Source organism: Acidovorax sp. GW821-FHT11A03 (genome assembly GCF_058809075.1).
Window position 1 is genome coordinate 143,879 of the sequence record NZ_JBXASG010000004.1, and the last position, 15,313, is coordinate 159,191.

The following is a 15,313-nucleotide window of genomic DNA, read 5'->3' on the forward strand; positions in this document are numbered from 1 at the left end:
CCTCAGCCCTCCGTCCTGCGGGAAGCAGGCGGAGCCCCCGAACCACCCTGTCCCACCTTGCACCGCCATGACCACCTCCGCCACGACACAGACGCTCATTGACGGCATCACCGCCTGGATGCAGTGCGAGTCACCCACCAGCTCGCCCGCGGGCGTGGCGGCCATGGTGGCCGACATGGCCCGCTATGCCCTGGAAGGCGGACTGCAGGCCACCGTGACGCCACTGGGCGAGCGCGTGGGGCCGCTGCTGCACGTGACCAACCGCGCAGCCGGCGACACGCGCCCCGGGCTGCTGGTCCTGGGCCACTCGGACACCGTGCACCCGGTGGGCACCTTGAGCGACAACCCCTGCCGCATCGAGGGCGACCGCTTCTACGGCCCCGGCGGCTACGACATGAAGGCAGGCATCTACCTGGCCATGACGGCCCTGCGCGACCTGGCGGCCGCCGGCGCCAGCGCAATGCCGATCGACTTCGTGGTCGTGCCCGACGAAGAAACCGGCAGCCACGCTTCGCGTGTGCACATCGAGCGTTTTGCGCACAATGCCCGCTACGCCCTGGTCTGCGAGCCTGCCCGTGCCAATGGCGGCAGATGCGTGACCGCGCGCAAGGGCACGGGCATGCTGCGCCTGGGCGTGAAGGGCCATGCGGCCCATGCGGGCGTGGCGCATGAAAAAGGCCGCAGCGCGATCCGCGAAATGGCGCACCAGATCCTGGCGCTAGAGGCCATGACCGACTACGCGCGCGGCGTGACGGTGAGCGTGGGCACCATCGAAGGTGGCACCGCCACCAACACGGTGCCGGCGCAGTGCCGCTGCGTGGTGGACTTTCGCCTTCCCGACCTGCAGGCCGCCGACGAGCTGGTGCACAAGATGCAAGCGCTGCGCCCGGTGGGCGCGGACATGGAACTCGACATCGAGGTCGAGGTGAACCGCCCGCCCATGGTCAAGAGCGAGGCCGTGGTGGCCCTGCTGGACCGCGCCAAGGCGTCGGCCCGGCATGCGGGCTTCGCGCTCGAAGATGCGCCCATGACCGGCGGCGGCAGCGACGCCAACTTCACCTCGGCCCTGGGGGTGCCCACACTCGACGGGCTGGGTGCCGACGGCGACGGCGCCCACACGCTGCAGGAACACATCCTCGTCTCGACCCTGGAGGCGCGCCTGAACTTCTGGCGCCATCTGCTGGCGCACCTGGCGTAAGGGGGCGATTCCCTGGTGGGCGCCTGAAAGGCGGCGTCAGGGCTGTTCGAGGTAGCGGGCGGCCAGCGCCTGCCGGGCCGCCGCGCTCACGCCCAGCACGTCGCGCAGGTAGGCATCGACGCCCTGGAACTCGGTGTCCACCATGTGCAGGGCTGCATTGAGAAACTCCTCCTGCACACGCCACAGCACGGCCAGCACTTCGTCGGGCGCGTGGCTGGCCAACCCCTCGGGGCGGCGGTAGAGGGTGTTGGTGAGCAGGTAGTCCTGCATCACCACCTCGCGCGGCACGCCCAGCGCCAGCAGGATGAGGGCGGCGGCAAAGCCTGTGCGGTCCTTGCCCGCGGTGCAGTGGAACACCAGCGGGGTGGCGCTGCCTTCATCGAGCAGCAGGCGGAACAGCTCGGCAAATCGATGCGCGTTGTCGTGCACAAAGCCCCGGTAGGTGTCCTGCATCAGCGCCACGGCGTCTTGCGCGGTGAGCTGGCGGCCGGTGCGCTGCAGTTCCAGCGCGCGCTGCACCACCGTGGGCTCGATGGCCAGCGGGTGGTAGCTGATGCCCGGCAGCGCGTAGGCATACGCGGCGCTTTCGGCCTGGCCGCGAAAGTCCACCGCGCGGGCCACGCCCAGCTCGGCCAGCAGGGCCCGGTCCTGCGCGGTGAGGCCCGCCAGGTGGTCCGAGCGGAAGATGCGCCGCCATTTGACGGTGCGCCCGCCATGGCCGGCGTAGCCGCCCAGATCGCGGAAGTTGGTGGCCCCGGCCAGGGGAAGGGAGCGGGTGGGTGCTGACTGCATGTTGCGTGGCGGGGGATGCGGTGGTGGGCTGGTGAAGCGGAAAGGATAGCCGGGCGGTGCGGCAGGCGCATGTCGCGCGCGTGGCTGGACGGGTGTTCCTGCCAGCACATCGCCGGTGTGCAGAATCCGGGCATGCAGCGTCTTGTGCCCCTCCCCTCCGATCTACAGCCCTGGTTGATGGCAGCGGTGGTGATCGATGCCCCTGCGGAACTGGCGCAGTCGCATTTCCCGGCGATGGTGTCGAGCATGCTGGTGGTGCGGCTGGCCGGGCAGGTGCGGTGCCGGGGCGCGCTGGTGCCGCCGTCGGCCTGGATCAGCGCCAGCACCACGGCCACGGTGTACGAACACGGCGGACCGGTGCGGGCCGTGGGGCTGGTGCTGCAGCCTGAGGCCGCCGCGGCGCTGTTTGGCAGTGCACGCGGGCTGGTGAACACGCTACGGCCGCTGGCGGAACTGGTGGGCCCGCAATGGGCAGAGGTGGAGCATGGCGTGCTGGCGGCGGCAGACGATGCCACACGGCTTACGGTGCTGCACCAGTTCGTCCGGCAGCTGGCCGCACCGCCGTCGCCTTGTGATGCATGGCGGCGGCAAGCCCTGGCCTTGCTGCAGGCGGCCAGCGCCGACGCCACGGGCGCGGAATCAGGCCACCAGCGCATGGGCCTGGGCCAGCGGCAGTTTGAGCGGCGCTTTGCGGCGCACTGGGGCATGGCGCCCAAGCAGTTTCAGGTGATTGCGCGGCTGAACCGCACGCTGGGCAACGCCCTCGCCGCGCCCGGCGGCCCGGTGGTGGACCTGGCCGCCGGCCAGGGGTACTACGACCAGTCGCACATGGGGCGCGATGTGCGCAGGCTGGCGGGCCACCCGCTGCAGGCTCTGGTGCAAGGCACGCGCAGCCCGCTCACCGCGCACTGGCCCTTGCAGATCGGCGCGCAGGCCCTGCCGAATCAGCCTGCCCCACCCTTGGAGCCCACGCGCAAGCGCTGAGCCAGGTAGAGCGGCATCACAAACGCGAGGCCAATGCAAAAGCAGGCCGCGATGTAAGCCCAGCGCCACGCACCCAGGCTGCGGTCTGCCGCCACCCAGGCCGAGAACGCCACGGCGGCCAGGTACACGTCGAGGGTGATGCCGGTGGTGAGTGCATTGGCAAACGCATCCCGCCAGAAGACATCGGGCATCACGCTGCCGCCCGCCAGAAAGTACACCCCATTGAAGTACCAGGGGACGGCCAGGCCCACGAGGGCCAGCAAAAGAAAAAAGGTGCGCAGGTGTGTGTGTTTTTGCATCGGTGCATGCGGCCCCCCAAAGAAAAGGAGAGAGGCCCTGGGTAGTGAATCAATGCACCGATTGAATCCGCGCAGCCCCCTGGCGGGCTAGGAAAAAAGCGACATGCCTCACACCGGCGGGCCTGCCGCTGCCCGCCACCTTCATGAACTTACTGCGCGCGGGGCAGCGAGGTCACGGCGCCATCCACCGGCAGCTCCTGCGTGCCCTTGGGGCAGGGCTGGTCGGTGTAGGTGGTGCGGCCGTCCTTCACGCACTTGCGCGGCTGCGGGGCCGCGGGCTCGGACGCGCCGCCGTGCGCAGCGCGGGCTTGTGCGGCGGGCTGCTGCTTGCCGGGCGGCAAGGTGTCGGGGCCGGGGCGGGTGATCTTCTTCCAGGCCTGCTCGGTCCACGGCCCGGCGTGGGGCAGCCACTGGTCGGCCGTCCACCATGCGGCGGCTGCGGCGGCCAGCAGCAGTGCGGCCAGGATGGACCAGAGGGTGCGTTCGCGGGTGCTGCGCATGGGGTGGGCCTGTGGTGTGGTGGGTGACCACCAAGCTTAAAACATCACGACGCCCACCCGACCACGCGGTATCACGGCTGCTTGCCTTTGGCCGCAGGGCGCCCATAGCGCGCCGTGAGCGTGGCCTTGCCCAGGCTGTTGGCGTTGATCATGTAGCCGGCCAGCGCGGCGGTGGCGTCGGCAGGCAAGTCCAGGCGCGGCACCTTGAGCGCGTGCACGGTGAAGATGTAGCGGTGCGGCGCATCGCCCTCGGGCGGGCAGGTGCCGCCCCAGGCCGCCACGCCGTAGTCGATACGCACATGACTGGCGCCTGCGGGCAGCTTGGCGCCACCGGCAGCACCCGCGTCGGGCCGCAGCTCGGTGGTGCTGGCGGGGATGTTGACCACCGACCAGTGCCACCAGCCCGAGCCTGTGGGGGCATCGGGGTCGTAGGCGGTGACGGCAAAGCTCTGTGTACCCACAGGCGCGCCGCTCCAGCGCAGGGCGGGCGACTGGTTGTCGCCCGCGCAGCCAAAGCCCTTGAACTCAAACCGCTGGGGCAGTGTGCTGCCCGCCGCAAAGTCGGGGCTGCTGAGGGTGAATGCCTGGGCGTGGGCGGCTGGGGCCAAGCCGATCGTGGCGAGTGCCGCGATGGCGGTGCCAACGCGAAGAGGGCGCGAAAGTGGGTGGGGCATCTGAAAAGCTCCTTGCAGTAGCGGTGTGAAACAAGGGCTTGATGGTGCTGCGCGCCGCGCCTTCGCATTGGCCCGGTGGCGTCAATGGCTGTGCGCTGCGCGTCAGCCGCAGGAATCAGGGCCGCAGCTGCGAGGGCGGAAAGCCAAAGCGTTCGCGGAAGGCCGCGCTGAAGCGGCTGTGCGACTCGTAGCCGCAACGCGCTGCGATCTCGGACACCTGCAGCGCGGAGCTTTGCAGCAGCACCAGCGCCGTCTCTAGCCGCACGTCGCGCAGGCACTGGCTCACGGTTTCGCCCTCTTGCGCCAGGCGGCGCTGCAGGGTGCTGGCGCTGGTGGCAAAGGCGCTGGCGATGCGCTCCACCGTCCAGTCGGCCTGCGGGCTGGGGGCCACCAGGCGGCGCACGCGTTCGGCCCAGCCCAGCTCGCCGGGCGGGGCGAAGACGATGCCCGCCTCAGCCAGCATCAGCAGCACTTCGAGCGCGCGGTGTTCGCGCAGCGCCTGCGAGCTGGCTTCGCTCTCCAGCGCGGCCACGGCGCGCATGAAACTGTCTTCAAAGGCGGCGTCGGCCGCGAGGCCCGCGCAGCCTTGCACTGGTGGAATGGCCGCGAACTGGCCGAACTGGCGGTGGAACTGCGCCACCAGCTCGGGCGCGAAACACAGCAGCCGCGCCACATAGCGGCCTTGGGGCGCCGGGTCGTTGACCACCTCCCACTGCGCGCCGCACGGCAGCACGAACACCCGCCCGCTGGGGTAGCGGTGCCCGCCGCCGGGCGTGACCAAATGCTTGGTGCCCGACACCACCCAGCCCACCGAATCCATGCGCACGGTGACGGTGTGGATGCGGTGGTGCACCGTGGTGGCGATCTGCAAGGACAGCGCGGGTTCGCCCATCATTCGTTCCCCTGCGGTTCAGGTTCCATCATCGACCGTGGGGGCGGAAAGGCTGGCTCCGCGCAGGTTCGGCAGGTTCAGCGGGGACGGCCTGCAAGGCAGCACACCCCGCGTCAGCGCGTGCGCTCCCGCGATACGCCCACATCGATATCGCCAAACACGGTGACGCCGCTGGCACCCTGCGGTTGCTGCGGGCTCGCGGGGTCGCTGGAGCGCGCAGAACCTGTCGTACTGCTGCAGCCCCCCAGCGCGCCAACGACCGCGAGAGCCACCAGCGCGGTGCGCCAGAAGCCCCACACAGGCGATGCTGCGGATGCTGCGCGTGGCTTCATCCTTCGCCACCCAGGTGGTTGCCCAGAATGCCCGCCAGCTCGAACATGCCCGCGCTGTCCTTGCCAAACACGGCGCGCAGCTTGTCGTCGGCGACGATGGTGCGCTTGTCCTTGGGGTCCTGCAGGTTGTTTGCCTTGATGTATTCCCACATCTTCTTGACGGCCTCGGGCCGGGCCACGGGCTCGGCGCCGATCACGGCGGCCAGGGCGGCGCTGGGGGCCTTGCCGGCTGCGGCCTTGCGCGGTGCCTTGGCAGCGGCGGTCTTGGTGGCCGGGGCTTTCTTGGCGGCGGCAGGTTTGGCGGACTTTTTGGCTGCAGCGCTTGTCTTTCCAGCCTTGGCAGCTACTGTTTTTGCAGCAGCGCCTGGGCGCGGCGGGAACTTGCTCGGTGCGAACTCGAAGTTGACCTTGCCCGCCTCCTTGTCCCATGCCAGGTGGGCCTTGAAGGCGCGGCGCGTGCGCATGCTCACGAACTTGTCGAGCAGGTCGGTCTTGCCCGTCTCCAGCAGCTTGTGCATCTGCTCGCGCTCCACGGGCTGCTGCAGGATGATCTTGCCGCTCTTGAAGGTGCAGCTGGGCGTGGGCTGCGCGGCGGTGGGCACGGCCTTGCTGCACACGTAGTTGCTGCCGTGCTCGTGCACTTCCGATCCGCAGATGGGGCAGGGGCCGAGCGCGGCGTCTTCAAACTCCACGAGCTCGCCCGATTCCTCGCCCTTCTTGTCGTCGCCAAAGTCGAATTCGAGCTTGTAGTTGTGCGCCTCGTCGTCGTACTTGATGACGATCTCGGAGGTGAAGGGCCAGCCGGCCTTGGAGCGGAAACCCTCCAGCGGGCCGATCTTCTTGTCGCGCAGCAAGGCGTTGGCCTCGGCCGTCTCGAAGGTGCGGCCGGCTGGCGACTTGCCGAAGCTGAAGCCGCAACCCTCGGCACCAGGCTTGCCCACGCAGGCAAAGCGGCGGTAGTTCTCTTTCACCACACCACCGCAGTTGGGGCAAGGCGATTCGAGCGTGGCGTAGTCGCCGGGGATGGTGTCGCGGTCGTATTCCTTGGCCTTCTTGACCATGCGCTCGGTCATGGCGGCGATGTCGGCCATGAAGGATTCGCGGCTGAGCTGGCCCTTTTCCATCTGCGAGAGCTTGAACTCCCATTCGCCGGTCAGGTCCGCGCGGCACAGTTCCTCGACCTCCAGCCCGCGCAGCAGCGTCATGAGCTGGAAGGCCTTGGCCGTGGGAATGATTTCGCGGCCTTCGCGCAGCATGTACTTTTCGGTCAACAGGCCTTCGATGATGGCCGCGCGCGTGGCAGGCGTGCCCAGGCCTTTTTCCTGCATGGCCTCGCGCAGTTCGTCGTCGTCGATCTGCTTGCCGGCGCTTTCCATGGCGCCCAGCAGCGTGGCTTCGGAGTAGCGGGCGGGCGGCTTGGTCTTGAGGCCCTTGGGGTCGGCTGCCAGGGTGTTGACGCTTTCGCCGGGCTTCACGGGCACGAGGTTCTGGCCCTTGTCGCCGTCCTTGCCACCTTCCACCTCATCGGCGGCTTCCTTGCCGTAGATGGCCAGCCAGCCGGGCCTGACCAGCACCTTGCCTTCGGTCTTGAAGCTGTGGGGCGCCACCGTGGAAATACGGGTGGTGACGGTGTATTCGGCGCTCGGGAAGAACACCGCCATGAAGCGGCGCACGACCAGGTCGTACAGCTTCTGCTCGGCGTCGGAGAGGCCGCTGGGGGCCTGCAGCGTGGGGATGATGGCAAAGTGATCGCTCACCTTGCTGTTGTCGAAGATGCGCTTGGACGGGCGCACGTAGTTGTTGCTCAGCGCCGTGGCGGCGTGCGGCGCGAGGTGGCGCATGCCGCTGTCGGCCAGCATCTCGAAGGTCTGCCTGGCCACGGGCAGGTAGTCCTCGGGCAGCGCGCGCGAGTCGGTACGCGGGTAGGTCAGGGCCTTGTGGCGTTCGTACAGGCTTTGCGCCAGCGCCAGCGTGGTCTTGGCCGAGAAGCCGAACTTGCCGTTGGCCTCGCGCTGCAGGCTGGTCAGGTCGAACAGCAGGGGCGACGCCTGCGTGGTGGGCTTGCTCTCTTCGGTGACGGTGGCCTGCTGGCCGCGCACGGCGTTGGCGATGGCCGTGGCCTCGGCGGCGGACCACACGCGGTCCGCGCGCATCTCCACGTCCTCGCCCTTCTTCCACTTGGGGTCGAACCACTTGGCGGGGTACTCGCCGGCCTGCGCGCCGAAGGTGGCGTGGATTTCCCAGTAGTCGCGGCTCACGAACTTGCGGATCTTTTCCTCGCGCTCCACCACCAGCGACAGCGTGGGCGTCTGCACGCGGCCCACGGTGGTCAAGAAGAACCCGCCGTCGCGCGAGTTGAACGCCGTCATGGCGCGCGTGCCGTTGATGCCCACCAGCCAGTCGGCCTCGCTGCGGCTGCGCGCGGCGCTGGCCAGGCCCGCCATCTGCTGCTCGGTGCGCAGTGCGTCGAAGCCGTCGCGGATGGCCTGGGGCGTCATGGACTGCAGCCACAGGCGCTTGACGGGCTTGCCCAGGGGCTTGGCGCCGCCGGCGTACTGCTCGATCAGGCGGAAGATCAGCTCGCCCTCGCGGCCCGCGTCACAGGCGTTGATGAGTTGCGTCACGTCCTTGCGCTTGGCCTGCTTGACCACCGCGTTCAGGCGCGTCTTGGTCTTGTCCACGGGCTTCAGGTCGAAGTATGGCGGGATCACGGGCAGGTGGGCAAAGCTCCACTTGCCGCGCTTCACGTCGAATTCCTCGGGCGCCTGGATCTCCACGAGGTGACCCACGGCGCTGGTGACCACGTAGCGGTCGTTCTCGAAGTGGTCGTCGTGCTTGTCGAACTTGCCCGCCACGGGGGTGAGCGCGCGCACGATGTCCTGCGCCACGGAGGGTTTCTCTGCAATTACCAGGGTCTTGGTCATTTGGGGCTCTTGCCTGTCATCGTCGTCGTTCGTTCTGAGCGCCCGGTTCCGGCCCGGTCGCTCCTACAATTCGGGTTTCGCGCGCATACACGCGCACGCACACATGTGTGCACTATCAAGTTAACAGAGTTTTTGCCATGCCCCGCTTTGCCTCGCCCGCCGCCCCCACCGCCGCACCGGGACGCCGCATCCAGACCCGGCGCTCGGGCGTCCATGGCAACGGCGTGTTCGCCGCCCAGGACATCGCCGAGGGCGAGGTGCTGGTGGAGTACACCGGCGAGGTCATCACCTGGCAGGAGGCGCAGGACCGCCACCCGCACGACCCCCTGCAGCCCAACCACACGTTCTACTTCCACGTGGATGAAGACCGCGTGATCGACGCAAAGTTCGGCGGCAATTCCTCGCGCTGGATCAACCACAGCTGCAACCCCAACTGCTACGCCGACGAACGGGACGGCCGCATTTTCATCACGGCGCTGCGCAATATCAAGGCGGGCGAAGAGCTGAACTACGACTACGGGCTGATCATCGAAGAGCGCTACACGCCCAAGCTGAAGGCGGAATACCCCTGCTGGTGCGGCAGCGACAACTGCCGCGGCACGCTGCTCGCGCCCAAGCGCGGCTGGGCGCCGCCGGTGCCGCGCAGCCCCGCCAAGGCGGCCACAAAGCCCGCCCTGCCCGCCAAACCGACCAAAACCGCCAAGGCCACCCAGCCAGTCCCAGGGAACCTCCAGCCCGGCGCCCGGAAAGGCCGCCGCCAGTGACCGCCGCCCCCATCCGCTGGCCCGCCGAGGCCGTGTGGGAGGCGGTGTCACCGCTGTTACCCGGTTTTACCGTCGAGGTGCTGCCCAGCATCGACTCGACCAACACCGAACTCATGCGCCGCGCCCGCGCCGGCCAGTGCGAGCCCACGCTGCTCGTGGCGGAGCAGCAGACCGCCGGTCGGGGCCGCATGGGGCGGGCGTGGCAGAGCGATGTGGGGTCTTCGCTGATGATGTCCCTGGGCCTGCCGCTCGCGCCGCGCGACTGGTCGGGGCTGTCGCTCGCCGTGGGCGTGAGCGTGGCCGAGAGCCTGCAGCCCGTGCTGCCGCCGCTGGGTGCGGGCCAGGCCGCCCGCGTGGGCCTGAAATGGCCCAACGACCTCTGGCTGGGCGGCGCGGGTGGCGACCGCAAGCTGGGCGGCATCCTGGTCGAGACGGCCAGTTTCGTGGCGCTCCAGGGGGCCGCGCCGTCCCCGCAGGGGCCAGCCGGCACGGCGCGCTACGTGGTCGTGGGCATCGGCATCAACGTGCTGCCGCGTGGCAGCGAAGGCATGAGCATGCCGCCGGGCAGCCTGCAGGACGTGGAGCCCGGCCTGGACGCACCCGCCGCCCTGCTGCGCATCGTGCCGCCGCTGATCGGCATGCTGCGCTCGTTCGAAGGCTACGGCTTTGGCCCCATGCAGCCACGTTTCGCGGCCCGCGACGTGCTGCAGGGCCGTGCCGTGGCCCTGAGCGACGGCACCGCGGGCACGGCCCACGGCGTGGGCGAAGACGGCGCGCTCCTGGTGCACACGGCCGGCGGCATGCAGGCGATCACCAGTTCCGAGATCAGCGTGCGGCCCAGCGCCGTGCAAGAGCTGGGGAGCCCCCCCTGAGCCGCGCCGCGCCTCTCCATCGGGGCGGAGGCTGCCCGTCGTGGCCTGGCGACGCCCGTTCCATGGCGGCCCTGGCCCTCGGCGGGCCCGCCACGCGGGCGGGGACGAGGACGCGCAACCCCATGGACAACCGGCGGGAAAACAAGGAAGGGGCCCCATGCTGCGACTTGCCGTGATCGCGCTGCTGCTGGCCAACGCGGGCTATTACGCGTGGTCGCAGGGGCTGCTTCGGGACTGGGGCTTCGCCCCCGAGGAGCAGGCCGAGCCCCAGCGCATGGACCAGCAGATACGGCCCGAGACGCTGCAGATCCTGCGGGTGAACTCCGGCAAGGCCCCCGCCGCGGCGCCCGCCGCCCCCAGCGCAGCGGCTGCGGCTTCCGCCGAGGCCCCCACCCCGCCCGACACCGGCGAATGCCTTCAGGCGGGCGTGTTCGACGAACGCCAGGCCGACGCCCTGCGCGCCGCCGCCGCCAACCTGCCCCAGGGCAGCTGGCTGCTCGAGCCCACGCCCGTGCCGGGCCGCTGGATGGTCTACATGGGCCGCTTCGAGGACCTGGAAACGCTGGACAGGAAACGGGCCGAACTGCGTGCCCGCAAGGTCGACCACGACCGCGCGGGCGGCACCCTGGAATTCGGCCTTTCGCTGGGCCGCTTCGCCTCGAAGGAGGCCGCCGAGCGCGAGCTGGCCACGTTGGGCGGCAAGGGCGTGCGCACGGCCCGCGTGGTGCAGGAGCGGCCGGACATGGCAGGTTTCACGCTGCGACTGCCCGCCGTGACCGAATCGCTGCGCCCCCAGCTGGACGCCCTGCGCACGGCGATGGCCGGCAAGACGATGCGCGCCTGCGGCTGAACCGTGGTGGCCGCGCTGGCGGTCGCGCCCGGCGTTCCGCGCCCATCCTTCGATTCCGCCCCTCCTTTCGCGAGCCCCGCGCCATGACCGAAGAACTCTCCGCCATCCACTGCAACCGCCACGGCGAAGCCACCGCCACCTACGTCTGCGGGCACCTGTGCCGCCAGCCGGCGCAGCGCTGGTTCTGCGACATGCCGGCGCCGGACTGCCCCTTTCCCGACGCCTGGTGCGCCAGTTGCCAGGCAGCCCTGGAGCGGGAGGGCGGCGAGTGGAACGAGCGCAACGAGGACTGCCTGGACCTGCAGATCATCTGCCACCACTGCTACCAGGACTCCATGGCGCAGAGTGTCGGCGCCATGGCGGATGCGCCGCACGACGCCTGGGTGGACGCGGTCACCGAAAGCCACCAGGCCCTGGTGGGCAAGCAGGATGCCCTGGAGACGGACCACGGCATCTCGCGCTTCGAGCGCTGGGACTATGACCAGGTGCAGGGCACGCTCACCTTCTCGCACGCCGGCGTGCCGCGGCTGGTGGCGGACATTGAATTCATCGGATCGATTTCCCGGACCAGCGGCACCTGGCTGTGGGCCTGGGCCAATTTCCACAACGACCCCCAGGTGGTGGCCCGCATTCCCGCAGTGTGGGAGTGGGGCGACGAGCGCGGCTTTGCGCCCCTGACGGTGCCGCGCTGGGAAGCGGACGAGACCGACGGCTGGGAACTCGCGGGCGTGGCGGCGCAGGTGCTGGGCGCGCTGGGGGTGTACCGCGCGCCCACCCAGAATGGCTTTCTCTTCATGGCGTTGATGTCCCTTCGCGCGCTGCGTCCGCCGCATGCGCCTGCGGCATAGCCGTCACGCTGCGTCCTTGCCGAGCGTGATGCGCGCAAACCGGCTGACGCGCCGCATCTTCTCGACCTCCTTGCGGATCTGCGCGGCAAACTCGTCCGGCAGGCTGCCCGAGGCAAACAGCCCCTGCTCTCCCAGGCGCGCCAGCACCGCGGGCTCGCGCAACACCGTGGCCACCGCGTCGCGCAGCCGCCGCGCCGTGGCGGCCGGCGTGTGCGCAGGGGCCACCAGGCCGAACCAGGACGGGTCGTTGTTCGAGAACAGGCTGAGCTCGGCGTAGGTGGGCACCTCGGGCAGCAGGGCCAGGCGCCGGCTCCACGACACGGCCAGGGCCCGCAAACGGCCGGCCTGGATGTGCGGCAGCGACGACGCCACCTGGTCGAAGTACACCGGCACCCGGCCCGCCAGCACCTCGGCCAGTGCTGCCGTGGCGCCCGCCTGGGGCAGGTGGTCCATGCGCACATTGGCACTGCTCTTGAGCAGCTCGCCCCACATGTGGCCGATGGTGCCGTTGCCCGGCGAGGCATAGGCCAGCTGGCCCGGCCGTGCCTTCAGGTGCTGCATGAACTGCGCGAAATCGCGCACCGGCAGGCCGGGGTGCACCACCAGCACGCCCGGGGCCTTGACGATCTCGGTGACGGGGGTGAAGCCGTCCAGCGCGTTGTAGGGCAGGTGTTTGTAGACGGCTGGGTTCACGCCATGGGTGGACAGCGTGGCCACGCCCAGCGTGGCGCCGTCGGGCGCGGCGGCAGCGACCTCGGCCATGCAGGTGGCACCGGCCGCGCCGGGGCGGTTCTCCACGGCCACGGGTGCACCCAGCAACTGCGACAGCGGACCGGCGAGGGCGCGCGCCGTGATGTCGGTGGCGCCGCCCGCGGCAAAGGGCACCAGCAGCCGCAGGGGCCGTGCGCTGCCCGTGGACACCGGGGCGGATTGCGCCTGGGCAGCACCTCCCAGGCAGGCAGCGGCGGTGGAGATCAGCAGCTTGCGCCGTTTCATCGTCGTCATCGTGGTCCTCTCCTCGCCTCGCGGCATGTGCGGCCCATTCTGGAGAGGCATGGCCGGGCTGGCTAACGACGTTTGGAACTCATCCCATTCCGGCGCGGAATGTGCCGCAGCGCGAAAGGCCGTGCGGCGGGGTGCACCCGGCCTGGCTCAGGACCCCGCCACCACATCCCGCGCCGCGAACCGCACGCTGAAACGCGCACCGGGCGGGTGGTGGCCAGGGCGCGCGTCTTCCAGCGTGACCTCGGCCCCGTGCTTGCGTGCGATCTCCAGCACGATGGGCAGGCCCAGGCCCGAGCCGTCGGCCTCGCTGCCCAGCGCCCGGTAAAAGGGCTGGAACACCAGCTCGCGCTCGGCCTCGGGCACGCCGGGGCCGGAGTCTTCCACCTGCAGCAGCAGCACGTGGCCGAAGGTATCGGCCAGCACGTGGGCCGTGACCACGCCGGGCTTGGCGGGGGTGGAAGGCGTGTAGTTGATGGCGTTGTCGAGCAGGTTGCGCACCAGTTCCTTGAGCAGCGTGGGGTTGCCGTCCAGCAGCACGCCGGGTGAGCCGGGCTCGGCGCCGTCGTAGCCCAGGTCGATGTGTTTTTCGAGCGCGCGCGGCACCGAGTCGCGCACCACCTCGATCACGAGGCGCGCCAGGTCGCAGGGCTGGCGCGCGATGCCCACGCCGCTGCCTTCCGCGCGCGCCAATGCGAGCAGCTGGTTCACGGTGTGCGTGGCGCGGATGCTGGAGCGGCCGATCTGCTGCAGCGAGCGCTTGAGCTCTTCGGTGCTGGTGCCTTCGCGCTGGGCCAGGTCGGCCTGCATGCGCAGGCCCGCCAGCGGGGTCTTGAGCTGGTGCGCCGCGTCGGCCAGGAAACGCTTTTGCGTGGCCAGCGAGTCGTTCAGGCGCGTGAGCAGGTCGTTCACCGACGAGACCAGCGGCGCGACCTCGAGCGGCACGGTGCGGTCGTCCAGCGGCGAGAGGTCGTCGGGGTTGCGCGCGCGGATGCGCTGCTCCAGCTGGTTCAGCGGCTGGATGCCGCGCGCGAGCGCCAGCCACACCAGCAGCACCGCCAGCGGCAGGATGACGAACTGCGGCAGCATCACGCCCTTGATGATCTCGGTGGCCAGCACGCTGCGCTTTTCGCGCGTCTCGGCCACCTGCACCAGCGCCACGGGCGTGCCCTCCAGCGGCAGGCGCACCCAGATGTAGGCCACGCGGATCTCGATGCCGCGCATCTCGGCGTCGCGCAGGCGCACCTCGCCGGACAGGGGCACTTCGTCGCTGGCGGGCTCGGGCAGTTCCCGTTCGCCGGAGAGGAATTCGCCCCCCGGGCCGATGACCTGGTAGTAGACGATGTCGGAGTCGTCCGCGCGCAGGATTTCGCTGGCCGGCTGGGGCAGGTTGAACTGCACCTTGCCGCCCACCACGGACACGAGCTGGGCCAGCGCATGGGCGTTGTACTCCAGCGCCCGGTCGAACGGCTTGTTGGCCAGACCCTGGGCCACGAGCCAGGTGAGCGCCAGGCTCACGGGCCACAGCAGCAGCAGCGGCGTGAGCATCCAGTCAAGGATCTCGCCGAAGAGGGAGCGCTGCTCTCGCTGGAAGATTTTCAAGGTTTCAAGCCCTTTGAGCCACTGGCGCCCGTCTAGAAAGCGCAAGCAGCTATCATTTCAGGAGCTACCCTGGAATCTTTTCGAGGCAATAGCCCAGGCCGCGCACGGTGGCGATGCGGATGGGCCCGCCCTCGATCTTCTTGCGCAGGCGGTGGATGTAGACCTCGATGGCGTTGTTGCTCACCTCCTCGCCCCATTCGCACAGGCGCTCCACCAGCTGCTCCTTGCTCACCAGGCGGCCCGCGCGCTGCAGCAGCACTTCCAGCAGGCCCAGTTCGCGGGCGGACAGCTCGATCATCTTGCCGTCGATGGTGGCCACGCGGCCGGCCTGGTCGTACACGAGCGGGCCGTGCTTGATGGCGCTGCTGGTGCCGCCCATGCCCCTGCGCGTGAGGGCCCGCACGCGTGCCTCCAGCTCCTGCAGGCTGAAAGGCTTGGCCATGTAGTCGTCGGCACCGAAGTCCAGGCCCTTGACGCGCTCTTCCACGCTGTCGGCCGCGGTGAGGATGAGCACGGGCAGCGCCGAGCCCCGGCTGCGCAGCTTCTTGAGCACCTCCAGCCCGTGCATCCGGGGCAGGCCCAGGTCCAGGATCAGCAGGTCGAACTCGTTGTTGGTCAGCAGGGCCGCGTCGGCCTCGCTGCCGCTGGCCACGTGATCCACGACGGCGCCCGACGCCCGCAGCGTGCGCAGCAGGCCATCGGCCAGCACCTGGTCGTCTTCGGCAATGAGGATGCGCATGCGGTGTCTCCTTGAGGGTTGGCTGCGGTCTGGCGTCGCGC

The 15,313-nt window shown here is 69.8% G+C and carries 16 protein-coding genes; 6 read left to right on the forward strand and 10 right to left on the reverse strand.

The annotated features are described in order from the left end of the window. Nucleotides 1-67 precede the first annotated feature (67 nt). Nucleotides 68-1,198: a M20 family metallopeptidase gene (locus tag AC1RVY_RS11120; protein WP_492806622.1), complete on the forward strand. Its 1,131-nt coding sequence runs from the start codon at nt 68-70 to the stop codon at nt 1,196-1,198. A gap of 36 nt (nt 1,199-1,234) precedes the next feature. On the opposite strand, the gene AC1RVY_RS11125 is transcribed toward AC1RVY_RS11120, so the two are convergent. Beyond that, on the reverse strand, nt 1,235-1,990 hold the full coding sequence (locus AC1RVY_RS11125; RefSeq protein ID WP_218339468.1) for a tyrosine-protein phosphatase: 756 nt from the start codon (nt 1,988-1,990) through the stop codon (nt 1,235-1,237). Nucleotides 1,991-2,122: 132 nt separating this feature from the next. Between AC1RVY_RS11125 and AC1RVY_RS11130 the strand changes: the two genes are divergently transcribed. Beyond that, nucleotides 2,123-2,974: a helix-turn-helix domain-containing protein gene (locus AC1RVY_RS11130; protein ID WP_492806623.1), complete on the forward strand. Its 852-nt coding sequence runs from the start codon at nt 2,123-2,125 to the stop codon at nt 2,972-2,974. Here AC1RVY_RS11130 and AC1RVY_RS11135 read toward each other — a convergent pair. From AC1RVY_RS11135 to AC1RVY_RS11160, 6 genes are all read right to left on the reverse strand, one after another. Further along, the gene (locus AC1RVY_RS11135) at nt 2,935-3,273 is read right to left on the reverse strand and encodes a DUF2834 domain-containing protein (RefSeq protein ID WP_492806624.1); all 339 of its coding nucleotides are present in this window, start codon (nt 3,271-3,273) and stop codon (nt 2,935-2,937) included. The two genes, AC1RVY_RS11130 and AC1RVY_RS11135, sit on opposite strands and share 40 nt — an antisense overlap. A 149-nt stretch (nt 3,274-3,422) precedes the next feature. Next, entirely contained in the window at nt 3,423-3,773 is a 351-nt protein-coding gene (locus tag AC1RVY_RS11140) for a DUF4124 domain-containing protein (protein WP_492806625.1), read from the reverse strand. A gap of 71 nt (nt 3,774-3,844) precedes the next feature. After that, a complete protein-coding gene (locus AC1RVY_RS11145) occupies nt 3,845-4,447 on the reverse strand; it encodes a YbhB/YbcL family Raf kinase inhibitor-like protein (RefSeq protein ID WP_492806626.1) in 603 nt (200 codons plus the stop codon). 115 nt (nt 4,448-4,562) lie between these two features. Next, on the reverse strand, nt 4,563-5,342 hold the full coding sequence (locus tag AC1RVY_RS11150; protein ID WP_492806627.1) for a helix-turn-helix transcriptional regulator: 780 nt from the start codon (nt 5,340-5,342) through the stop codon (nt 4,563-4,565). Between the two features lie 110 nt (nt 5,343-5,452). Beyond that, entirely contained in the window at nt 5,453-5,671 is a 219-nt protein-coding gene (locus tag AC1RVY_RS11155; protein ID WP_492806628.1) for a hypothetical protein, read from the reverse strand. After that, nucleotides 5,668-8,595 carry a DNA topoisomerase III gene (locus AC1RVY_RS11160; RefSeq protein WP_492806629.1) on the reverse strand — a complete coding sequence of 976 codons (2,928 nt, stop codon included), beginning with the start codon at nt 8,593-8,595 and terminating at the stop codon, nt 5,668-5,670. Before AC1RVY_RS11160 ends, AC1RVY_RS11155 begins: the two co-directional genes overlap by 4 nt. 137 nt (nt 8,596-8,732) lie before the next feature. Between AC1RVY_RS11160 and AC1RVY_RS11165 the strand changes: the two genes are divergently transcribed. The 4 genes from AC1RVY_RS11165 to AC1RVY_RS11180 all read left to right on the forward strand — a co-directional run bounded on the left by AC1RVY_RS11165 (nt 8,733) and on the right by AC1RVY_RS11180 (nt 11,929). Continuing rightward, nucleotides 8,733-9,359 (forward strand): SET domain-containing protein, encoded by a 627-nt coding sequence (locus AC1RVY_RS11165; protein ID WP_218297185.1) that lies wholly within the window; start codon nt 8,733-8,735, stop codon nt 9,357-9,359. After that, on the forward strand, nt 9,356-10,231 hold the full coding sequence (locus AC1RVY_RS11170; protein WP_218339462.1) for a biotin--[acetyl-CoA-carboxylase] ligase: 876 nt from the start codon (nt 9,356-9,358) through the stop codon (nt 10,229-10,231). Before AC1RVY_RS11165 ends, AC1RVY_RS11170 begins: the two co-directional genes overlap by 4 nt. Before the next feature lie 157 nt (nt 10,232-10,388). Next, nucleotides 10,389-11,081: an SPOR domain-containing protein gene (locus tag AC1RVY_RS11175; protein ID WP_492806630.1), complete on the forward strand. Its 693-nt coding sequence runs from the start codon at nt 10,389-10,391 to the stop codon at nt 11,079-11,081. Nucleotides 11,082-11,164: 83 nt separating this feature from the next. Then, the gene (locus tag AC1RVY_RS11180; protein WP_218297182.1) at nt 11,165-11,929 is read left to right on the forward strand and encodes a DUF6882 domain-containing protein; all 765 of its coding nucleotides are present in this window, start codon (nt 11,165-11,167) and stop codon (nt 11,927-11,929) included. 3 nt (nt 11,930-11,932) lie between these two features. Here the strand turns inward: AC1RVY_RS11180 and AC1RVY_RS11185 are convergent, their stop codons facing one another. The 3 genes from AC1RVY_RS11185 to AC1RVY_RS11195 form a co-directional block, all read right to left on the reverse strand. Next, entirely contained in the window at nt 11,933-12,925 is a 993-nt protein-coding gene (locus AC1RVY_RS11185; protein ID WP_218339509.1) for a tripartite tricarboxylate transporter substrate-binding protein, read from the reverse strand. A gap of 156 nt (nt 12,926-13,081) precedes the next feature. After that, nucleotides 13,082-14,533 (reverse strand): sensor histidine kinase, encoded by a 1,452-nt coding sequence (locus AC1RVY_RS11190; RefSeq protein WP_218297181.1) that lies wholly within the window; start codon nt 14,531-14,533, stop codon nt 13,082-13,084. Between the two features lie 64 nt (nt 14,534-14,597). After that, nucleotides 14,598-15,272: a response regulator gene (locus tag AC1RVY_RS11195; RefSeq protein WP_218297180.1), complete on the reverse strand. Its 675-nt coding sequence runs from the start codon at nt 15,270-15,272 to the stop codon at nt 14,598-14,600. Between the last annotated feature and the right edge of the window lie 41 nt (nt 15,273-15,313).